The organism is Aeromicrobium sp. UC242_57, from assembly GCF_044452305.1.
Taxonomy (GTDB): domain Bacteria; phylum Actinomycetota; class Actinomycetes; order Propionibacteriales; family Nocardioidaceae; genus Aeromicrobium.
The window spans coordinates 96,096-116,601 of record NZ_JBIOAM010000005.1; the positions used below are offsets into that span (position 1 = coordinate 96,096).

The 20,506-nt window shown below is 67.7% G+C and carries 19 protein-coding genes and 8 pseudogenes; 13 read left to right on the forward strand and 14 right to left on the reverse strand.

Annotated elements, in window-relative coordinates:
• Positions 1-78 precede the first annotated feature (78 nt).
• The 8 genes and pseudogenes from ACHMWU_RS22025 to ACHMWU_RS22060 form a co-directional block, all read right to left on the reverse strand.
• Positions 79-936 carry a fumarylacetoacetate hydrolase family protein gene (locus ACHMWU_RS22025; RefSeq protein ID WP_396047236.1) on the reverse strand — a complete coding sequence of 286 codons (858 nt, stop codon included), beginning with the start codon at positions 934-936 and terminating at the stop codon, positions 79-81.
• Positions 937-962: 26 nt separating this feature from the next.
• Positions 963-1,232, reverse strand: coding sequence for a hypothetical protein (locus tag ACHMWU_RS22030; protein ID WP_396047238.1), 270 nt, complete (start codon positions 1,230-1,232; stop codon positions 963-965).
• A 5-nt stretch (positions 1,233-1,237) separates the two neighbouring features.
• Positions 1,238-2,002 carry an LLM class flavin-dependent oxidoreductase gene (locus tag ACHMWU_RS22035; RefSeq protein ID WP_396047240.1) on the reverse strand — a complete coding sequence of 255 codons (765 nt, stop codon included), beginning with the start codon at positions 2,000-2,002 and terminating at the stop codon, positions 1,238-1,240.
• Positions 1,935-3,263 (reverse strand): ABC transporter substrate-binding protein, encoded by a 1,329-nt coding sequence (locus tag ACHMWU_RS22040; RefSeq protein ID WP_396047242.1) that lies wholly within the window; start codon positions 3,261-3,263, stop codon positions 1,935-1,937. The genes ACHMWU_RS22035 and ACHMWU_RS22040 overlap by 68 nt, the downstream gene beginning before the upstream one ends.
• Positions 3,264-3,308: 45 nt before the next feature.
• On the reverse strand, positions 3,309-3,458 hold the full coding sequence (locus ACHMWU_RS22045) for a hypothetical protein (protein WP_396047244.1): 150 nt from the start codon (positions 3,456-3,458) through the stop codon (positions 3,309-3,311).
• On the reverse strand, positions 3,428-4,057 hold the full coding sequence (locus ACHMWU_RS22050; protein WP_396047246.1) for an ABC transporter ATP-binding protein: 630 nt from the start codon (positions 4,055-4,057) through the stop codon (positions 3,428-3,430). Before ACHMWU_RS22050 ends, ACHMWU_RS22045 begins: the two co-directional genes overlap by 31 nt.
• 7 nt (positions 4,058-4,064) lie before the next feature.
• Positions 4,065-4,873, reverse strand: a pseudogene (locus ACHMWU_RS22055) (ABC transporter permease).
• Positions 4,874-4,875: 2 nt separating this feature from the next.
• A pseudogene (locus tag ACHMWU_RS22060) lies at positions 4,876-5,846 on the reverse strand (fumarylacetoacetate hydrolase family protein).
• 96 nt (positions 5,847-5,942) lie between these two features.
• Here ACHMWU_RS22060 and ACHMWU_RS22065 point away from each other — a divergent pair.
• The 5 genes and pseudogenes from ACHMWU_RS22065 to ACHMWU_RS22085 all read left to right on the forward strand — a co-directional run.
• A pseudogene (locus tag ACHMWU_RS22065) lies at positions 5,943-6,353 on the forward strand (ketopantoate reductase family protein); the annotation flags it as partial.
• Between the two features lie 80 nt (positions 6,354-6,433).
• A complete protein-coding gene (locus ACHMWU_RS22070; RefSeq protein WP_396047248.1) occupies positions 6,434-6,964 on the forward strand; it encodes a ketopantoate reductase family protein in 531 nt (176 codons plus the stop codon).
• 585 nt (positions 6,965-7,549) lie between these two features.
• A complete protein-coding gene (locus ACHMWU_RS22075) occupies positions 7,550-7,873 on the forward strand; it encodes an ABC transporter permease (protein ID WP_396049172.1) in 324 nt (107 codons plus the stop codon).
• 4 nt (positions 7,874-7,877) lie between these two features.
• Positions 7,878-8,972 carry an ABC transporter substrate-binding protein gene (locus tag ACHMWU_RS22080; RefSeq protein WP_396047250.1) on the forward strand — a complete coding sequence of 365 codons (1,095 nt, stop codon included), beginning with the start codon at positions 7,878-7,880 and terminating at the stop codon, positions 8,970-8,972.
• Positions 8,969-9,742, forward strand: a complete 774-nt coding sequence (locus ACHMWU_RS22085) for an ABC transporter ATP-binding protein (RefSeq protein WP_396047252.1) — start codon at positions 8,969-8,971, stop codon at positions 9,740-9,742. The genes ACHMWU_RS22080 and ACHMWU_RS22085 overlap by 4 nt, the downstream gene beginning before the upstream one ends.
• Before the next feature lie 94 nt (positions 9,743-9,836).
• On the opposite strand, the pseudogene rlmB reads toward ACHMWU_RS22085, so the two are convergent.
• Both rlmB and cysS read right to left on the reverse strand, forming a co-directional pair.
• Positions 9,837-10,783 (reverse strand): annotated as a pseudogene (rlmB, locus tag ACHMWU_RS22090) (23S rRNA (guanosine(2251)-2'-O)-methyltransferase RlmB).
• A gap of 5 nt (positions 10,784-10,788) precedes the next feature.
• Positions 10,789-12,194 (reverse strand): annotated as a pseudogene (cysS, locus tag ACHMWU_RS22095) (cysteine--tRNA ligase).
• A gap of 91 nt (positions 12,195-12,285) precedes the next feature.
• Here cysS and ACHMWU_RS22100 point away from each other — a divergent pair.
• On the forward strand, positions 12,286-13,527 hold the full coding sequence (locus ACHMWU_RS22100) for a peptidase C39 family protein (RefSeq protein WP_396047254.1): 1,242 nt from the start codon (positions 12,286-12,288) through the stop codon (positions 13,525-13,527).
• A 9-nt stretch (positions 13,528-13,536) separates the two neighbouring features.
• Here the strand turns inward: ACHMWU_RS22100 and ACHMWU_RS22105 are convergent, their stop codons facing one another.
• Complete coding sequence (locus tag ACHMWU_RS22105) at positions 13,537-14,442, reverse strand: molybdopterin-dependent oxidoreductase (protein ID WP_396047256.1); 906 nt, start codon at positions 14,440-14,442, stop codon at positions 13,537-13,539.
• A 227-nt stretch (positions 14,443-14,669) separates the two neighbouring features.
• On the opposite strand from ACHMWU_RS22105, the gene ACHMWU_RS22110 reads away from it, so the two are divergent.
• Positions 14,670-15,086 (forward strand): hypothetical protein, encoded by a 417-nt coding sequence (locus tag ACHMWU_RS22110; RefSeq protein ID WP_396047258.1) that lies wholly within the window; start codon positions 14,670-14,672, stop codon positions 15,084-15,086.
• 67 nt (positions 15,087-15,153) lie between these two features.
• Positions 15,154-15,568, forward strand: a pseudogene (gene ispF, locus ACHMWU_RS22115) (2-C-methyl-D-erythritol 2,4-cyclodiphosphate synthase).
• A 77-nt stretch (positions 15,569-15,645) separates the two neighbouring features.
• Here the strand turns inward: ispF and ACHMWU_RS22120 are convergent.
• A pseudogene (locus ACHMWU_RS22120) lies at positions 15,646-16,132 on the reverse strand (CarD family transcriptional regulator).
• A gap of 257 nt (positions 16,133-16,389) precedes the next feature.
• Between ACHMWU_RS22120 and ACHMWU_RS22125 the strand changes: the two are divergent.
• Positions 16,390-16,824 (forward strand): hypothetical protein, encoded by a 435-nt coding sequence (locus ACHMWU_RS22125; protein ID WP_396047259.1) that lies wholly within the window; start codon positions 16,390-16,392, stop codon positions 16,822-16,824.
• Between the two features lie 187 nt (positions 16,825-17,011).
• Entirely contained in the window at positions 17,012-17,803 is a 792-nt protein-coding gene (locus tag ACHMWU_RS22130; RefSeq protein WP_396047261.1) for a hypothetical protein, read from the forward strand.
• A gap of 78 nt (positions 17,804-17,881) precedes the next feature.
• Here ACHMWU_RS22130 and ACHMWU_RS22135 read toward each other — a convergent pair whose 3' ends face one another.
• Both ACHMWU_RS22135 and ACHMWU_RS22140 read right to left on the reverse strand, forming a co-directional pair.
• Complete coding sequence (locus ACHMWU_RS22135; protein ID WP_396047264.1) at positions 17,882-18,133, reverse strand: phosphate signaling complex PhoU family protein; 252 nt, start codon at positions 18,131-18,133, stop codon at positions 17,882-17,884.
• Positions 18,096-18,521, reverse strand: coding sequence for a PhoU domain-containing protein (locus ACHMWU_RS22140; RefSeq protein ID WP_396047266.1), 426 nt, complete (start codon positions 18,519-18,521; stop codon positions 18,096-18,098). Before ACHMWU_RS22140 ends, ACHMWU_RS22135 begins: the two co-directional genes overlap by 38 nt.
• Before the next feature lie 133 nt (positions 18,522-18,654).
• Between ACHMWU_RS22140 and ACHMWU_RS22145 the strand changes: the two genes are divergently transcribed.
• The 3 genes and pseudogenes from ACHMWU_RS22145 to ACHMWU_RS22155 all read left to right on the forward strand — a co-directional run bounded on the left by ACHMWU_RS22145 (position 18,655) and on the right by ACHMWU_RS22155 (position 20,468).
• Positions 18,655-19,245 carry a hypothetical protein gene (locus tag ACHMWU_RS22145; protein ID WP_396047268.1) on the forward strand — a complete coding sequence of 197 codons (591 nt, stop codon included), beginning with the start codon at positions 18,655-18,657 and terminating at the stop codon, positions 19,243-19,245.
• Positions 19,158-19,790, forward strand: coding sequence for a sensor histidine kinase (locus ACHMWU_RS22150; protein WP_396049173.1), 633 nt, complete (start codon positions 19,158-19,160; stop codon positions 19,788-19,790). Before ACHMWU_RS22145 ends, ACHMWU_RS22150 begins: the two co-directional genes overlap by 88 nt.
• A pseudogene (locus ACHMWU_RS22155) lies at positions 19,787-20,468 on the forward strand (response regulator). Before ACHMWU_RS22150 ends, ACHMWU_RS22155 begins: the two are co-directional and overlap by 4 nt.
• Positions 20,469-20,506 lie beyond the last annotated feature (38 nt).

Sequence of the window (20,506 nt, forward strand, 5' to 3'; positions counted from 1 at the left end):
CGTCGCGGTTTCAGGAGCCGAGACGATTCACCATCATGTGGACGGCGCATCCCCGCGCACAGAGGATTGGTGTACGCCTCACTCCGTAACGTGCACCTGACGGCCAAGTCCGTCGATCGTGGAGACCACGGTGCTGCTGGGGCGCAGAGGCTCCAGCGGCGATGACTCCAGCTGGCCGGGGCTGCCCGTGAGGATGACGTCCCCCGGCAGCAGCGGGACCTGGTGCGACAGCCGAGCGATGATCTCGGCGATCGAGTGGAGGTAGTCGCGGGTCGTGCCGTGCTGGACGATCCGTCCGTCGATCGACAACGACAGCGTGAGGTCGTCGACGTCGGCGACCTCGTCCGGTGTCACGCGCTGCGGACCCACCGGGGCGAATCCCGGCAACGACTTGGCCGGGTTGTGGTAGGTCACGTCGGCGACGCCATCGCGTGTCCCGGGGATGCTGACGTACGCGTCGGCGTCGGCGAGGTCCTCGGCCACGGCGAGCCCGGCCACGTGGCTCCAGGCATCGGCCTCGCCCACGTGCCACGCGCGCCGACCCACGACGACCGCGACCTCCGTCTCGACGTAGACCCGCTCGCTCGTGATCGTGATCGGTGCGAAGGGATGACCCAGTGACGACTGCAGCTTGGAGATGAAGCCCACACCGGTCGGCTCGCCCAGCCCGAACTGCTCGAGCTCGATCCGCGAGTTGATGCCGATCGCCACGATCTGGCGTGGCTCCGGCACCGGCGACCACCACGCAGCGTCCTCCGGCAGCGGCGAGTCGGCCGAGAGATCGGCCGATCCAGCCCAGTCGGCGAAGGCGCTCCACTGCTCGTACACATGCTGCGGAGCAGCTCCGAAGCGGCCGTCACTGGCGCGCTCGACGTCGATGACCCCGTCGGGCAGGACGAGGGCGAGTCGTCCCTCGATGTTGGCGATGCGTGTCATGTCCGTCTCCTCGGGGCGATGTCAGGTCAGGCTGGTCGGGTCAGAGCTGGTGGTGCCAGAGCTTGGCAAGCAGCGTACGAGCGGGCCTTCGCCACGGGATCGGCCACGATGGTGTTGACCAAGACCTCGTCGGCGCCGATCCGGTCACCGAAGGCCCGCACGCGCTCGGCGACATCGGCGGCCTCGCCGACGATTCGCACGCCGGCCGCGCCCCGGAGCCTGTCCGGGTCAGTCAGTCGGGCGATGTCAACATCGTCGTGCGAGCCGATGTGGTCCGAGAAGCCGCGGTGCAGCACCCCGGCTATCCATCGGGGATACGCCTCGGCGAGTCGTTCGGCCTCGGTCGCCGAAGGAGCCGCGACGGCGTGCACGGAGTAGGCGAGATAGGGCCGGTCCAGGAACACCGACGGCCGGATCCTTCTCGGTAGGCTGCCACGGCCTCGTCGACGGAATGCCCGCTGACGTGCTGGTTGACGACGTAGGGCAGTCCGGCTGCGGCCGAGTGCTGTGCGCTGCGCACGCTCGTCAGCCCGAACAGCCACGGCGTAACGGGGGCGCCGAGCCCCGGTGCGGCCTGCAAGGGGTGACCGTCGATCGTCGCGACCGGTCGGGTGAGCAGGCTCAGTACCTGTCGGACGGACCGCTCATAGCCGTCCACCGAGGAGTCGCTCGACACTGCAAGCTCCTTGAGCAAGAGCGCGAAGTCGCCGATCTCGAGCTTCGGCACCGCCGACGAGGGATCGGCCAGTGCCTCGGAGACGGCCGCGATCCGCGCCGGCGCAGGGCCGTCGGGGTGGCTGGTCCCCTTCCCGAGCCCGAGGTGCACCCGATCGGGATACAGCTCGGCGATCGTGCCGATCTGCTCGACAAGAGCCAGCGGCCGGTAGTGCGGAAGCACCGCCACCGCGGTACCGACGTGGAGCCGCTGGGTGGCCGCAGCCGCGAGCGCCGTCAGCACGACCGGTGAGGCACCCGCACGTCCACGGCCCAGGTGATGCTCACCGAACCAGTAGCCGTGATAGCCCCACTCCTCCGCCGAGCGGACGAGCTCGAGCACATCGGCCAACGCAGCACCCGGGGTCGAGCCTGCGGGAATGGCTGACAGCTCGAAGACCGACAGACGCATGATGTTCCCTTTCGAGGGTGATGGGACCAGCGATGGGGGCAGGGCAGCGACGCCCCACCCCCGTCGTGGTGAGCGATCGGCGTTGTCTGCGCGCGACTTCTCGACCGCGGCCTCGAAGTCGATGGCCTTGCAGCTTCTTCTCGATGACGGCGGTGAATCGGTCGTCATAGCCTGCCGATGCATCGACCTTCTGCGAGATCGCCTTGTTCTTGAACGCCACGTCGGCGATCTCCTGACCTGTCTTCTGGGCGTCCGCCGTGACGGGGCCGATCGTGCCGCGGCCGTAGTTCAGGTACTGCTGGGTCGCCTGTTCCGGAGTGACCTTGGTGGCCTTGACCACTGCATCGACCCACTTGTCCTCGTTCTGCAGGACCCAGAGCCGGTAGTCGAGGTAGCGGTCGACGAAGTCCTCCCAGGCCTTGCCCTTCTGGGGGTCATCGAGCGATGCCGTGGTCGCCACGACTGCGCCGGGGCTGCCCGGTCCGACCTGGCTGCCACTCAGCAGCGGGGTCGCCCCGTCCTGGATCGCGGCGAAGTACGACGAGTAGCCGCCCGAGACGAGGTCGATCTCGTTGTTGAGCAACGCCACCGCGCCCGAGGGATTGTCCAGCGGGACGTACTTGATGTCGTCGAGACCGAGGCCCAGGTAGTCGAGCGTCTGCAGCATCGTCAGGTAGTTCGTGGCACCCGGGGAGGCCGACCACTTCTTGCCGCGAACCGCATCCGCAGTCAGCTCCTTGATGCCCGACTTCTTGGACGCGACGGTTCCGAACGGGTCCCAGTTCTCGGTGTCGACGAAACCGGGCACGATGATCGTCTTGTACGGCGCGGTCTCGGGCGTCCACGCGGGCTTGGCCCCCGCCGCGGCCTGGACCAGGGTGTACTGCGCGATGACCGAGCCGTCGATGTCGCCCGTCGTCAACGCCGTGGAGGCGTCGACCTGGTTGGCGAAGTCGACGAAGTCGACCTTGTAGGGGGCGTCGTCGTAGACGCCGGACGCCTCGATCCCGGCGCGGACCGCCGGGTCGTTCTGGCCGAGGGTGATGGTGACGCCCGCGAGCGGGTCGTCCCCTCTGATGTCGCCGACGACTCCCCACCGCAGGCGGCGAGGCCGAAGCTGAGGCCGAGGGCGGCGATGGCCGCGACGACGGTCTGGCGGCGACTGCCGAACGGTGACAGGGACATGATGATTCCTCTTCATTTCTTTCAGGGGGTGGATGCGGTCGGATGACCGCGCAGGGGTGGATCAGTGGACGACGCCGAGCTCCTCGAGAAGCTGAAGGCGGATCTGGAGCAGCCCGGCCCAGGTACGACGGGACTCCCGTGGCTCGGTGACGTCGAGGTCGACGATGAACTTCCCGTCCTTCAGCACCAGGATCCGGTCGGCGAGCAGCACGGCCTCGTCGACGTCGTGGGTGATGAACAGGACGGCCGGATCGTGCTGTCGCCACAGCCGCAGCACGGCTCGTGCATCTTGATCCGGGTCAGTGCGTCAAGGGCCGCGAACGGCTCGTCGAGCAGCAGCAGCTGTGGCTCCCGCACCAGCGCCCGCGCCAGTGCCACTCGCTGGGCCTCCCCGCCCGACAGGGTCTTGGGCCAGCGATCGCCCTTGTCGCCGAGCCCGACCTCGTCGAGGGCGGCCACGATCTCGTCACGAGAGATCGCCGAGCGCGACAGGCCGAGGCGGACGTTGCGCCACACCCGCTTGAACGGGAGCAGCCTCGCGTCCTGGAACACTACGGACCGCTGCGGCGCGACGCTGAGCTCGCCAGCATTGGCATGGTCGAGGGAGGCCAGGATCCGCAGCAAGGTCGTCTTCCCGGAGCCTGAGGCACCGAGCAGCGCCACGAACTCGCCGCGTCGGATCGTGAGATCGATGTCGTCGAGGATCGGTCGCTCGCCAAATGACTTGCTGACGCCCTTCAGCGACACGACGGCGTCTGCGCCATCGTCCTCGACCGGGAGCGGGTGGTGGGGTGGGGCGGTGATGGTCATGTTCTGCTCACTTCCAGGGCAGGAGACGGCGCTCGAGGAAACGCATCGTGATGTCGACCAGCACGCCGAGGACGGCATAGATGAGGATCGCGCCGGTGATGATGTCGATGCGCAGTGCGCCGTTCGCGACGAAGATGATGTGGCCGATGCCGCTCTTGCTGTTGACCTGCTCGGCAACGATCAACGCGAGCAGCGAGACCCCCATCGAGTAGCGCACCCCGACGAGGACTGACGGCAAGGCGGCGGGCAGCACGATCTGACGGATCGACTCGAACTTGGACAAGCCGAAGACGCGGCCCGCCTCGACCAGCTGGGGTCGACGTTGCGCACACCCGAGTAGGTGTTGATGTAGACCGGGAACACGCAGGCCAGCGAGATGACGACCACCTTGAACGACTCGTCGATACCGAACCAGATGATGAACAGCGGCACCATCGCGATGAACGGCACCTGCCGCACGATCTGGAACGACGAGTCGAAGACCTCCTCGAAGATCCGCGACAGTCCGTTCAGGACGCCGAAGGTCAGCCCGATCGCGATGCCGATCGCCAGGCCCGTTCCGGCACGCGCCAGCGAGGCCGGCAGCGCGGCCCCGAGCTCACCTGTCTCCACCAGGTCGATCAACGCCTCGAACACCGTGACGGGCGACGGGAAGTACTGCGGCTTGATCGCACCGGTCGAGCTGAGGATGTGCCAGAGCAGCAACGCCGAGACCGGCAGGAGCGCCCTGATCAGGTTGCGCGGGGAGAACCACCGGACCCGTCGGACCGCGACTTCGTCGGAGACCGCGAGCCGCTGCAACGTCGTCGTCGCCATCGTCAGGCCGCCTCGACGATCACGGTTCGCTGCTCGCCCAGGGCACCGACGCGGGCGCGGATCGTCTGGCCCGCCGCGAGCTTGAGGCCGTGCGTGCCGTCGACCCGGTCAGCGCTTCCGGTCAAGATGATGTCGCCCGGCAGCAGCTCGACGTGGTGGGAGACGCGCGAGACGAGATCGGCGATCGGGAACACGAGATCCCGACTGTTGCCGCGCTGGACCGGCTGATCATCGATGTCGAGCCGATCGCCAGGTCTGCGAGGTCTCCGGCCGCGTCGAGCGTCAGGACGTACGGGCCGACCGGCACGAATCCGGGGTGCGACTTGCCGGGGTCGATATAGGTCGCGCCGGGCGTCCCGTCCTCACGGAGCACCTTGACCGACGACGCCGGATCGGTCAGGTCTTGGGCAATCGTGACTCCCGCGAGGTGGTCGAGCGCGTCGGCCGCCGGGATGCGGTAACCGCCACGACCCACGACGAGAGCCAGCTCGACCTCGGTGACGACCTGGGTCCCGGGAACCGATATCTCGGCGAACGGACCGGTCAACGACGAGGCGAACTTCGCGAAGAAGCCTGGCGTCGTCGGTGGCGTGAGCCCCGCATGTGCGATGTGGTCGTGATAGCTGAGGCCGACGCCGATGATCTGCCGCGGCCGTGGGACCGGAGTCCCGATCTCGGACGCTGCGGGAGCGGACTGATCGGCCACGAACGTCGCATCGCCGAGCCACGCCGCGAAGGCGGGCCAGTCGTCGTAGACGGACTGGGGATCGGGGCCGAAGCGGCCATCACTGGCGGTCGCGACGTCGGCGGCACCGTCGTCGAGGATGACAGCGAGGCGGCCGGCGATATTGGCAAGGGTGGTCATGGCGACGACGCTAAGGGCGATCGCGTGGCCACGTCCAACACGTTTTGCCGATCGATTCCCATCGGCTAATCCGATCGATCCGAATGCCCGATCGTTCCTGCAATTCATAGGGTTTTGCGATGCCGAGGGATCAGGAATCACTATTGGACGCGGGCCTTGCCAGCCGCACACGATGGGGGCTCCGCAACCCTTCCAGGAGCACCCATGAGCACCCAGTCATCTCGCCGGTTCATCCTCATCGGACCCGGTGCCACCGGCGGCACGATCGCCGCCGAGCTCGCCCGTCAGGGCAGCAACGTCCTGCTCGTCGCCCGCGGCGCCGAGTACGAAGCGATCTCCAGCAAGGGCCTGATCTACCACACGCCCGACGGCACTGAGCACCTCCAGATCCCCGTCGTCGACGGGCCGTCGGCTGTGAGCCTCACACCCGACGACGTCCTCCTCATCGCGACCAAGGTGCAGGACGTCGAAGGCGCGCTGCGCCAGTGGGCCTGGCAGCCCGTCACTGCTGCCGACGGCACCGTGACCCGCGCTGCCCGCACGATCCCGGTCGTCACGGTGCAGAACGGCTTCAACGCCGAGCGCGTGGCGCTCCGCTGGTTCAGCACGGTCTACGCCGGCACGATCGGCTGCCCCGGAGGCAAGACGACCGTCGGCGAGATCACGAACTACGGCGCCACGAAGCGGGCCCTGCTGTGGCTGGGCCGCTACCCGAGCGGGAGCGACGCCGAGCTCGAGTCGATCGCCGAGGGCTGCGCGCGACCGGACGGATCGGCGTCCAGGTCGTCGACGAGATCCGGGGATTCAAGGCCTGGAAGCTCAGCTACAACACGGTCAACTCCGTCGAGCCGGTCTTCGCCCCGAGCGAGCTGCGGTCCGAGCTCGTCGAGCGGCTGCGCCTCGAGGCTCTCGACGTCTTCGCGGCCGAAGGCATCAAGCCCGTCGACATCCATGCCGAGGGCGTGTCGACGATCGATCTCGAAGACCTCCACGGTGGCGCGGTCGAAGGCCAGCCTCGCCAGGGCAACTCCACGCTGCAGAGCTATGTCCGCGGCGCCGAGGTCGAGAGCGACTACCTCAACGGCGAGGTCGTCCTGCTGGCCCGCCTGAACGGGGTCGAGGCACCGCTCAATGAAGCACTGCAGCTGCTGATCCAAGAGGCCGTCGCGGACAAGCGCGCGCCCGGCGCCCTCGGCGATGAGGAGCTCGCCCAGCTGCTTGCCTGATCCATCTCACATGTCTCGGCCGGTTGGACCAAGGTCCGCCGGCTGAGACATGTGCCCGACCGGGGCCCGCTGTCCCTACGGTTTCGGACGTGTCCCGCCTCCCCGCCCTGTCCCGCTGGCTGCCGCCCGTCGCCCTGCTGGTCGTCCTGCTCCTCGTCTGGACGGCCGTTGCCGCAGCCGACCTCGTCGAGCCGCACTACCTGACGCCGAGCCCGCTCGAGGTCTGGGACGCCTTCGTCCGGGCCAACACGCACCACGCGATCGGCGGCGGAGTCGACCGGGTCGTGCGCGGGGAGGAGAACTACTTCCTGTGGGAGCACCTCGTCGTGAGCCTGCGCCGGATCGGGCTCGGCCTGCTGTTCGCGATCATCGTCGGCATCCCGCTGGGGCTGCTGATGGGCACCTCACAGTTCGCCGGACGTCTGCTCGGTCCGTACCTCGACTTCTTGCGCTCGATCCCGCCCCTGGCCTACATCGGCTTCCTGGTGGCCTGGTTCGGCATCTACGACACGTCGAAGGTCTGGCTGCTGTTCCTCGCAGCCTTCCCCACCCATCGCACTGGCCACCCTGAACGGAGTCCGCGGAATTCGCACGGACCAGGTCGACGCGATCCTCACTCTTGGCGCCTCCCGGCGTCAGGTCGTCACACAGGTGACCCTGCCCGCCACGCTCCCCGACATCTTCAGCGGCCTGCGGGTCGCGGTCGGATTCGCGTGGACCACGGTCGTGGCCGCCGAGCTCGTGAACGGACTGCCCGGCATCGGGGGCCTGGCATATCTCTCGGGAACACAGAACAAGATCGCCCTGTCGATCGCCTGCATCATCGTCATCGGCCTCACCGCGATCGCCCTTGACGCACTCATCCGCACCATCGAGAACACACTCGTCCCCTGGCGAGGAAAGGCCTGACCCCATGAAGCACCTGACCGTGAAGAGCCACCTGCCCCCGAAGCGCAAGCTCCTGGCACTCGGCGCCGCCACAGCACTCGCGCTGTCGCTGTCTGCCTGTGTCGGCGGCAGCAGCGACGACGACACCGAGAACGCGAGTGCGTCGTCAGCCTGCCCGTGGGAGGCCGACGAGTCGGTCACCGCCAAGGTGCGCATCGGCTACCAGAAGATCCCCAACGGCGACGTCGTCGTCAAGGACCAGAAGATCCTCGAGCACTGCCTGCCCAATGCCACGATCGAGTGGAGCAACTTCGCCTCGGGCGGCGACGTCGTCCAGGCGTTCGGCGGCAAGAGCCTCGACATCGGGCTCGCCGGATCGTCCCCCAGCACCAAGGCGCTGTCGGCTCCGCTGAACCTGCCCGTCTCGGTCATCTGGATCCACGACGTCATCGGCACCGCCGAGTCGCTGGTCGTCCGTGACGGCGCTGCCTCCGACATCGCCGGGCTGAAGGGCAAGACGATCGCGACGCCGTTCGGCTCGACCGCGCACTTCTCGCTGCTGCAGGCCATCGCCGACGCCGGCGAGAACGCGAAGGACTACAAGCTGATCAACTCCGAGCCCGAGCAGATCGCTCCGGCCTGGAGCCGCGGCGACGTCGATGCCGCCTGGATCTGGGATCCCACGCTCAGCGAGCTGACGAAGGACAAGGGCGAGGTCATCTTGTCGAGCGAGGACACCGCGAAGGCTGGCAAGCCGACCTTCGACCTCGCGATCGCCTCGAACGACTTCATCGCCGCCAATCCGGCTGTCCTCGAGACCTGGGCCAAGGCGCAGGACTTCGCGGTCAAGCAGATCCGGGAAGAGCCCGCGAAGGCCGCCGAGAGCGTTGCCGTGGAGGTCGGTGTCAGCACCGCCGAGGCCGAGAAGCTGTTCGGCGGCTTCGTGTTCCTCGACGCCTCCGAGCAGGTCGGCGCCGACTACCTGGGCGGCAAGCTGGGCCAGGACCTGTTCACGACTGCCGGATTCCTGCTGACCCAGGACGGCATCGCGAAGGTCGCCGACAAGTCGGTGTACGCCGACGGCGTCGACAAGGCACCGGCGGAGGCCGCAGCACAGTGACCATCCCAGCGGGACCCATCCCCACGGGGACCTACCACGATCTCGCGGTAACCGTCGCGGGCCTGGAACATGAGTTCCGGGCCCCCGGCGGGGCCGTGCGCGCCATCGACCGGATCGACCTGACGATCCAGCCCGGTGAGCTTGTGACCTTGGCCGGACCGTCGGGATGCGGCAAGTCGACGTTGCTGCGGATCATCGCAGGACTGCAGCAGCCGAGCCGCGGCACGGTCGAGGTCGGCGGCAAGCAGGTCACCGCGCCGGGCGTCGAGCGTGGCGTCGTCTTCCAGCAGCCGACGCTCTACCCGTGGCTCGACGTCCGCGGCAACGTCGCGCTGGGGCTGAAGGTGCGCGGGATCGGCAAGGCCGAGCGGTACGCGACCGCCGACCGTCACCTCGAGCTCGTCGGGCTGAGCGAGTTCGCCGGCCACCGTCCCTACGAGCTGTCCGGCGGCATGCAGCAGCGGGCCCAGATCGCTCGCGTCCTCGCCAACGATCCGGACATCGTGCTGATGGACGAGCCCTTCGGCGCGCTCGACGCCCTGACCCGTGAACGGCTCCAGGAAGAGCTGCTCACGATCTGGCGGGAGACCGGCAAGACGATCCTGTTCATCACGCACAGTGTCGACGAGGCCGTCTTCCTGGGGACGCGGGTGCTGGTCATGAGTCCGCGACCGGGCCGGATCGTGCTCGACGTCGCGGCCCGCTTCTCGTCGGCGCAGCATCCGATCGCACCAGAAGCTGACGCAGCCTGCCGGAGTTCACCCGGCTGACCGCGCAGGTGCGCGAAGCCATCACGGCCTGACCCAGCGCGGACCAACCCAGCGCGGACCGATCCAGAGCGACCTGACCACACGTGGCGGGTGGTCAGGCTCGCTTCTGGGCGATCGCGTACAGCGCGATGCCGGCGGCGACACCGGCGTTGAGGCTCTCGAGGCCCGTGGCCATCGGGATCGAGACGATCTCGTCGCAGGTCTCGCCGACGAGCCGGGACAGCCCCTTGCCCTCGCTGCCGATCACGACGACCAGCGGGCCGTCGATCATCTGCGAGTCGGCAACATCGACGGTCCCGTCAGCAGCCAGACCGATGACCATGCAGCCTTCGTCCTGGAAGTCCTTGAGGGTCCGGGTGATGTTGGTGACCCGGGCGACCGGCACGCGTGCAGCAGCACCGGCCGACGTCTTCCAGGCCGCAGCCGTGATCTGCGCGGCGCGACGTTCGGGGATCACGACGCCGTGGGCGCCGAAGCCCGAAGCCGAACGGATGATCGCACCCAGGTTGCGGGGATCGGTGATCCCGTCGAGCACCAGGATCAGGGCCGGCTCGTCGCGCTCAGCGGCCAGCGCCATCAGGTCGTCGGGAGACGCGTAGTCGTAGGCGTTGCAGCTTGGCGGCGATGCCCTGGTGGACGGCCCCACCGGTGAACTTGTCGAGCTCGACGCGTCCGACCTCGAGGAGGCTGACGTGCTGCTCGGCGGCCAGCTTGAAGATCTCGCGGACCTTCTCGTCACGGTCGGTGCCCTCGGCGACGTACAGCGCGTGCACCGGCACGGTCGCCTTCAGCAGCTCGAGCACCGAGTTGCGTCCGGCCACCCACTCGGCGGCGTCGCCCTGCTTGCGCTTGGGGCGGGCCTGCTCGCGCTTGGCGGTGGCGTTCTTCATCTTGTAGATCTTGTGGTTGGGACGATCTTCGGCGCGAGGAGTCGGGCCCTTGCCCTCGAGACCCTGACGGCGGCGTCCGCCCGATCCGGCTGTGGGATTGCCCTTGCCGGTCTTTCTTGATCGCACCCTTGCGCTTGCTGTTGCCTGGCATGTTCTCTAGCCCTTCACGGACCAGCGCGCACCCTGCGGCGTGTCCTCAATGTCGATGCCCGCAGCCGCCAGCTGGTCGCGCACACGGTCGGCGGTGGCGAAGTCCTTGGCGGCACGTGCTTCTTGTCGCTGTTCGAGCAGCCCCTCGACGAGGGAGTCGATCACCTGCGCTGAAGCCGCATCGTTACCTCCACGATCCCACGTCGAGGACACAGGATCCAAACCGAGCACATCGAGCATCGTCCGGACGTCGGCCAGCGCTGCGGTCAGCTCGGCCGATTCGCCGCCGGCCAGCAGCGAGTTGCCCTCGGTGACGCGGCTCTGCAGCACCGCGAGCGCGGCCGGGACCGACAGGTCGTCGTCCATCGCCTCGGCGAAGGCCGCGGGGACGTCGCCGAGCTCGCCGGGCCCCGAGATCTCCACCGCGCGACGGACGAATCCCTCGATCCGGCCGAAGGCTGTCGCCGCCTCGGCCAGCGACTCCTCGGAGAACTCCACGATCGAGCGGTAGTGCGATGCCGCGAGGTAGTAGCGCAGGTCGATCGGCCGGACCCGCTTGACGACCTCGCTGACCATCAACGTGTTGCCGACCGACTTGCTCATCTTGGCGCCGGCCAGGTTGAGCATCGCGTTGTGCATCCAGAACCGGGCAAACTTCTGGCCCGCCGCCCGCGACTGGGCGAGGCGTTCTCGTGGTGCGGGAACCGCAGGTCGAGTCCTCCGCCGTGGATGTCGAACTCGGGGCCGAGGTACTTCGCGGCCATCGCCGAGCACTCCAGGTGCCAGCCCGGACGTCCGCGACCCCACGGCGTCTGCCACGAAGCCGACTCGGGATCGCCGTCCTTGTGGCCCTTCCAGAGCGCGAAGTCGCGCCCGTCGCGCTTGCCCTCGGGCGGGGCGTCCTCGGCGTTGAGCATGTCGTCGACCTTCTGGTTCGACAGCTCGCCGTAGGCCGGCCACGAGCGGACGTCGAAGTACACATCACCGGAGCCGTCGTCGGCTGCGTAGGCATGCCCCCGTTGGATGAGTTCTTCCATCATCTCGATCATCTCGGGCACCACACCCGTCGCGCGAGGTTCATAGGTCGGCGGGATGCACCCCAGCACCTCGTACGCCGCGTGCAGCGCCCGCTCGTTCTCGTAGGCCACAGCGAACCACGGACGCCCTTGCTCGACGCCCTTGGCCAGGATCTTGTCGTCGATGTCGGTCACGTTGGCGACGATCGAGACCTCGAGGCCCGAACGCATCAACCAGCGGCGCAGGACGTCGAAGACGACCTCCTTGCGGATGTGCCCGATGTGCGGCGGCCCCTGCACCGTCAGCCCACAGTGATAGATCGAGACCTGCCCGGGGATGACCGGGACGAGCTCGCGAATCTGCCGGGACGCAGTGTCGTACAGGTGAAATGCCACGCGCCAACCCTATCGGCTCTGCGGCCCGCGGTGGTGCGGGCGAACCTTCACTCCAACCCCACGCGTCACATATGTCACCTACTATGGGTCGATGCGTCGTCATCTTCCCCTGCTCGTCGCCATGATCCTCGGTCTGACCGTGCTGTCGGCCGTTCCCGCGAGCGCAGCATCCGACAAGGCCTCCTTCTCCCGCTGGACCTCCAGCAACGACTTCAAGAAGGGTCGGTCGGTCGGGCTCTCGCCGGGCACCGGCAAGCTGACGATCGGCAAGGGCACCGCGGTCTACAAGTACAAGGATCCGCGCGTCTCGGGCAGCAAGAAGTCGTACGACCGCGGCTACTGGACGAGCCCGTGGGCCAAGACGAGCTTCTCCGCCGCGAGCCTGATCCCGTCGTGGAGCATCACGACGCCGTCGGGCACGTGGGCCCGTATCGACGTACGCGTCCGCAAGGGCTCGACGGTCGGCAGCTGGGACACCGTCGCGCGCTGGGCCACTGCCACGACCCGGGTCAAGCGCTCGTCGTACTCGGCGCAGACCGACGACCTGGCCCGCCTGTCGACCGACACCGTGCTGGCCAATGTCGGCAAGTCGTTCGACCAGTGGCAGGTCCGCGTGCTGCTGTACCGGCCGAAGGGCTCGAAGAGCACGCCCACCCTGCACGCCGTCAACGGCGTCGCAGCGAGCTACTCCGCTCGCAACCCCAGCGCGGCCAGCGCCACCACGATGACCACGACGACCGACCTCGCGGTGCCGATGTCGTCGCAGATGATCCACAAGAGCGAGTTCCCGCAGTGGGGCGGCGGTGGCGAGGCCTGGTGCTCGCCGACCTCGACCTCGATGATCATGCGCTACTTCGGCAAGGGACCGAAGAAGGCCGACTACAGCTGGTCGAAGTACGCCGACTCCTTCGTCGACCACGCCGCGCGGTACACCTTCGACCACGCCTACAACGGCACCGGCAACTGGCCGTTCAACACCGCCTACGCAGCCGGCTACTCGCTCGACACGTTCGTGACCCGCCTGTACAACCTGCGCGAGGCCGAGGCGTTCATCAAGGCCGGCATCCCCGTGGTCGCATCCGTGGCCTTCGCGAAGGGCGGCCTGACCGGCGCGCCGATCTCGTCCACCCCCGGTCACCTGCTCGTGATCCGCGGCTTCACCTCCACCGGCCAGGTCATCGCCAACGATCCTGCGGCCCCCAAGAACTCGACGGTTCGCCGCATCTACTCCCGAGCGCAGTTCGAGAAGGCGTGGCTCAAGGGCAGCGGCGGCGTCGTCTACGTCATCCGTCCGACGAGCAAGGCCCTGCCCAAGGACACCGCCCGCTGGTAGGCGAGCCTGCTAGCCAGCTGACACCGTGATGCGGTGGTGACCCGTCGCCCCGTCCGGAAGCACGTCGGCGCGTTCGGCCGTCTGCACCCGGCCGTTGCGGTCTGTCGCCCGCACCGCGATCTCGTGATCGCCCTCGTCGGCGACCCAGTCGATGCTCCACTGCACCCACGTGTCGACGTTCGGCACCTCGCCCAGGGTCGCCTCGCGCCACGGTCCGCCGTCGACGCTGACCTCGACCTTCTCGATGCCGACCTGCTGCGCCCAGGCGACCCCGGCCACGACGCCAGGTCCCGCTGAGATCGAGGAACCGCTCTTCGGGACGTCGATGCGTGACTCGGTCTTGACCGGACCGCGTTCGCCCCACCCACGCTGGGTCCAGAACGCCTCGAAGTCGGCGAACCTCGTGACCTCCCAGTCGGTGACCCACTTGGTCGCCGACACGTAGCCGTACAGACCCGGGACGACCTGACGAACTGGAAAGCCGTGCGGCACGGGCAACGGCTCGCCGTTCATGGTCAGCGCCAGCAAGGCCTCGCGCCCGTCGGTCAGCGCGTCCAACGGAGTCCCGCACGTCCACCCGTCCTCCGACGTCGACAGCAGTGCGTCTGCGCCGTTACGGATACCGACCTCGTCGAGGATCGCCTTGATCGGCACTCCGCCCCACACCGTGTTGCCGATCAGGTCGCCGCCGACCGGGTTGGAGACGCAGCAGATCGTGATCCACGCATCGCGCAGACCTCGGTCGAGCAGATCCTGGTACGTCAGGACCAGCTCGCGGTCGACCAGGCCGTGGATGCGCAGCGACCAGCTGTCCGGGTCGATCAGCGGCGGCGTAAGGGCCGTGTCGATGCGGTAGAAGTCGCGATTCGGCGTCAACCACGGCCGCTGTCCCGCAACCGCCAGATCTGCGCCCACCGGGACGGCGACCCTGCGGACCGGCAAGCTTCAACGCCGCCCGGACCGACTCGATCGCCCGGCGCCGTCGGTGCCGTGATGCCAGCACCTGGCTCGCGCCGCCGACGATCAGGCTGCCGAGCACGATGGCCCCGGCAAGACGGAGGAACGACCGCCGCCCATCCGGATCTGCCAGAGCACCGTCCCGCACCAGGACCTGCAGAACACCCAGCACCACGACACCCGAGGTGACGCAGACGAACACCGCCGGCGCCGACGCGTACGGACGCGACAGCACCGACACGACCGACAGCAGCACCACGGCAGCGACGACCAGGCAGGCGCGAAGACGGTGCCTCATCCACAGTGCACCGGCGAGCGCACCCAGTGCGACGATCGCGATCACGACACTTGTCACCGCGAGCGGCTTGTCTCGCGTGCCCACCACCTCGATGATGGCGTGCGCAACCGGTCCCGGAGTCACGTCGATGACCGACTGGCCCACCGACAAGATCGGCGACTCCCGCAGGTCGAGCAACGCCGCGAGGCCCTCGCTGACGGCCATCGCGGCTCCGGCTGCCAGGGCACCGCACGCGGCGGCCACTCGGGTTCTCACCTGCTCATCGTCGCGTGGATTGCGGCGGCCCGCAGAACGTACGGCATGATCGAACCGTGACTTCCGTTCGTATCGGCGTCGGCACCGACGTCCACCGTCTCGTCGACGGGCGCCCGATGTGGCTGGCTGGCCTCGAGTGGCCCGACGAGCCCCAAGGTCTCGAGGGACACTCCGATGGCGACTGCGTGAGCCACGCGATCGTCGACGCGCTGCTGAGCGCTGCCGGGCTCGGAGACATCGGCAGCAACTTCGGCACCGGCGACCCGAAGTGGGCAGGTGCCGCGGGAGTCGACTTCTTGGCTGAGACCGCCCGCCGTCTGCGGGACGCGGGCTGGGCGATCGGCAACGTCGGTGCAGGCCATCGGCAACCGGCCCAAGCTGGGTCCTCGCCGTGACGAGGCCCAGCTGGTGCTCACCGATGCCGTCGGCGCTCCCGTCAGCCTGTCGGCGACGACCACTGACGGCCTCGGTCTCACCGGACGGGGCGAGGGCATCGCAGCGATAGCGACAGCGCTCGTCCACCCCGCCTGACCGTCCGACCGACAAGCCGCAGAGACGACGAAGCCCCTGGTTCCAGCTGGAACCAGGGGCTTCTCGTGCAGTTCACATCAGGATGCGAGAACCTCGTCGAGTCGCAGTTCTGCCTTGTCCTCGTTGGTCTTCTCAGCCAGTGCCAGCTCTGAGACGAGGATCTGGCGCGCCTTGGCCAGCATCCGCTTCTCACCGGCGGACAAACCACGCTCGTGGTCACGACGCCACAGGTCACGAACGACCTCGGCCACCTTCAGGACGTCGCCTGAGTGCAGCTTCTCGAGGTTCGCCTTGTAGCGGCGAGACCAGTTGGTCGGCTCCTCGACGTGCTCCGCACGCAGGACACCGAAGACCCGCTCAAGGCCAGCCTCGTCGACGACGTCGCGAACACCGACGAGATCGAGGTTGCATGCGGGAACGCGAACCACCAGGTCGTTCTGCGAAACGATTCGCAGGACGAGGTACTCACGCTCCTCACCCTTGATCGTCCGGGGTCTCGATATCCTCGATGACTGCAGCTCCGTGATTGGGGTATACAACCGTTTCGCCGACAACAAAAGTCATAGAGAAAATACCTTTCCTAGGTATCCAGGATACCACGCGTAAACCACGTCTACCGCTGTCGTTTCAGGCCTTGGGCGCCATAGCAGACGAGATATCTACAGGTCAAAGGGAAATGGCCGCAGCCACTCGGATACGATCTGTGGGGGTACCCAAGCCCCCGAGACACCGACCGAAAGCAGTGATCTGGTGAGCCCTGTACGACGTCGCCGCGTGGCGGCCGCCTCCCTTGCCCTGGCAACGATGCTGGCCCTTGGTGGATGTGGCACGGCTTCAGCGCTCAGACCAACCAGGTCTACCAGCCGGCCGTCGGGGCCAACGCGCGTGGAGACGTCGATGCCCTCAACACGCTCTTCGTGGCCAACACCGATGGCTCGGCGACCCTGTCGGTCGGCCTGCAGAACAACCTCGAAGAGGCCCAGCAGCTGTCGTCGGTCGAAGTCACCACGTTCGAGGGCGAGCCGCTCGTCGTCCGCAGCCCCAAGATCCTGTTGCCGTTGGAGCCCAACGAGCTGACGACGCTCGGCAACGTCAAGGGCTCGGTCGTCTTCCTCGTCTCCGAAGGTGCCGAGGCCGGCGACTACGTCAAGGTGACCTTCACGTTCACCGACTCGGCCCCGCTGACGGTCGAAGCCCCCGTCGTCGCTCGCAACGCCGAGTACGACAGCGTCGCCGGAAGCGCCTCCGCACAGTAGGCCTCCACGCATCCAGAGACCCCCGTCCGCCACGGCGTACGGGGGTTTCTGCGTCCTGCGGCAGGACCACCGCGCGGACAGGCTCCGACACCCTAGGATCAGTCGACCGACCACGAGGGAGCCGAACGTTGAGAACCCACCGCGCCATGGCCTTGGCCGCTGCGACAGCCGTGCTGACCTTGGCCGGATGCAGCCTTCAGAGGAGTCGAAAGCCACTCCCGCTACCGCGCCACCTCGCTCCGACGTCGAGGTCAGGGACGCAGTGTTCATCGCCGACACCAGCGGACACGCGCTCCTCACCGCCAAGGTCACCAACCGCACTGACACCGAGCTCGGCCTGCTCTCGGCCGACCTCCCCGATCAGGACGGGCTCCTCATCATGGACCGGTCCCACGGCCCCATCAAAGGCCACGCCACGACCTCGATCGGCCGAATCGACGACACCTACTTGGCCGCGATGATCGAAGGCGCCGAACCCGGCACAGACGTCACGGTGACTCTGACCTTCGAAGACCTCGCGACGATCCCGGCAGTCGAGCTGCCGCCGATCTCGCTCACTGCCCCGGTCATCGCCCGCTCCCCCGACAATGACGACCTGCTCGGCGTCCCGCCCGATGCGATAACGGTCAAGGACGGTGTCATCGTCGTCGTGCCCGGCCAAGAGCGGGCTTATGTGGACGGCACCATCACCTCCAAGATCGACGACATGACCTGGGGGCTACCGACCGCCAAGAACGCCCAAGGCAAGACCGTCGCCTACCGTCATCAGACCTCAACCGGAGGGCCGTCTGGCCTCACCGCTCGCACGGGTGAGCCGACCCGGATCGGTGGACCGCCCTACCGGGTGCCCGACCCCGAGCAGATCGGTGACGCCGACTATTTCGACGCAGCCGACGTGACGGTCGGCGAGACCATCACCGTGACGATCCCGTTCCAGTACGGCGACGTCATCGCCCGGTTCAAGGTCATGGCCGGCTGAACGACAGAACCCCCGCAGCGGCAGGCAGCAGGGGCTCAGATCGGGGCTCGCCCCAGGATCTCTACCTAGACGAGCTGGCTAGGAGATCTGCCCGGTGACGAGGAAGACGACCCGGCGGGCCATCGAGACGGCGTGATCGCCGATGCGCTCGTAGTAGCGGCCGAGCAGCGCGACGTCGACGGCCGGCTCGATGCCGTGGTCCCACGAGTCACCGAGCAGCGAACGGAACAGGTCCTTGCGCAGCAGGTCCATCTCGTCGTCCTCGGACTCCAGCTGCGCCGCCTTGGCCACGTCACGGTTGGCCACGATCCGCGAGGCCGAGTCGATCATCGAGTCGGCAACGGCCGCCATCGACAAGATCGTCGGGTGCAGGTGCGCAGGTACGGCAGACTCCGGCATACGACGGCGGGCGATCTTGGCGACGTGCACCGAGAGGTCTCCCATCCGCTGCAGGTCGGCGAGCATCCGCAGTGTCGCGACGCTGGCGCAGGTCGGTCGCGACCGGCTGCTGGGTCGCGAGCAGCAGCAACGTCCGCTCTTCGATGGTCTCGGTCGTCTCGTCGATGTCCTTGTCGCCAGCGATGACGGACTCGGCAATCTGACCATCTGCTTCGAGCAGGGCCTTGGTCGCGTCGGCTACCGCTCGGCGGACGGTCCCGGTCAGGTTCACCAGGTCGTCGACGATGGCATCGAGCTGTTCGTAATACTGATCGCGCATGCCCCACACGATAGGCAGGCCGGGTGAACGGACGGCGACCCACGGTGAACGGGACGTGAACGCAAGTGGAAACCCCGCTCGCACAGGGGCCCAACAGACGGTTGCAGGGTGAACGGACCCCTACCATCGAGGTGTGGACACCAGCGGAGTCATCGCGATCGCCGGAGCCGTCGGCTGCGTCGTCGGGGCCATCATCACGTACGTGTGGCGATACAGCGAAAGGCAGCAGCAGACCGTGGACGAGCCACTATCCGTCGTGCCGCCGGGAGCAGAGCTCGTCTTGTCCGTCCTGTCGTCCTCAGCGGTCCTGATCGACTCCGCCGACACGGTCGTCCAGGCGTCGGCGCCGGCGTTCGTGATGGGTCTGATCACCGATGATCGCCTCGAGTCGGCCGAGCTGATGAGCCTGGTGCGGCAGGTACGTCGCGACGGGCAGGTACGGGAGGCCGACGTGTCGTTGCAGCCCAAGCGAGGCAGCACCGCCTTCATCCACGCCCGCGTCGCACCACTGACGTCGCGCCTGATCCTCGTCCTGGCCGATGATCGCACCCGCGAGCATCGCGTCGAGTCGATCCGCCGTGACTTCGTCGCCAACGTCAGCCACGGCTCAAGACACCCGTCGGCGCCCTCACGCTGCTGGCCGAAGCGGTCGGCGAGGCGAAGGACGATCCCGAGGCAGTGGTCCGCTTCTCCAGCCGGATGCACCTCGAGAGCGAACGTCTGACCCGTCTCGTGCAGCAGATCATCGACCTGTCACGCCTGCAGAACAACGCACTCAGCGACGACGCCTCCACGATCAAGATCGGCGACCTGATTGCCGAGGCCTGCGAGCACTCGGCCACCGAGGCCGAGCACAAGCACATCGAGATCGCGACGTCGGTCGAACCCGATCTGCTCGTGCACGGCGACCGGGCGCAGCTGCATGCCGCAGTCAGCAACCTCGTCGAGAATGCCGTCACGTACAGTCCCAACGGATCGCGGGTCACCGTCACCGGTCAGCGCGACGGCCTCGACATCCGGCTCACCGTGACCGACAACGGCATCGGCATCCCAGGAGAAGAGCTCGATCGGATCTTCGAGCGGTTCTACCGGGTCGACCCGGCGCGGGCCCGATCCACGGGAGGCACCGGCCTCGGGCTGTCGATCGTCAAGCACGTCGCGGCCAGCAACGGCGGCAGCGTCGAGGTGTGGAGCGAGCCGGGTCTCGGCTCGTCGTTCACGCTCGTCCTGCCAGCACACCATCACGACATCGAAGAGGAGAACCAGTGACGAAGGTATTGGTCGTCGAGGACGAGGCGAGCTACAGCGAGGCGCTGTCGTACGTCCTGCGCAAGGAGGGTTTCGACGTCGCGATTGCCGAGACCGGACCCGATGCGCTGACCGAGTTCGACCGAGGTGGGGCCGACATCGTGCTGCTCGACCTGATGCTGCCGGGCCTGTCCGGCACCGAGGTGTGCCGCGCCCTGCGCCAGATCTCGTCCGTGCCGATCATCATGGTCAGCGCGAAGGACACCGAGGTCGACAAGGTCGTCGGGCTCGAGCTGGGCGCCGACGACTACGTGACCAAGCCGTACTCGCCGCGTGAGCTGGTGGCCCGCATCAAGGCGGTCCTGCGGCGCGGTGCGACCGACGACGTCGATGACAACGCCTCGCTGGAGTCGGGACGCGTGCGGATGGACGTCGACCGCCACCTCGTCACGATCGACGGCGTGGCGGCGAAGTTCCCGCTCAAGGAGTTCGAAGCTGCTGGAGTACTTCTTGCGCAACCCGGGCCGGGTGCTGACCCGCGGACAGCTCATCGACCGGGTGTGGGGCGCCGACTACGTCGGTGACACCAAGACCCTCGACGTCCACGTCAAGCGGCTGCGCGCCAAGATCGAGCCCGATCCGACGAACCCCGTCACCCTGACGACCGTCCGAGGCCTCGGCTACAAGTACGACACCTAGACCCCGGCACCCCCACCCCAACGCTGAGGAGGGGGTTA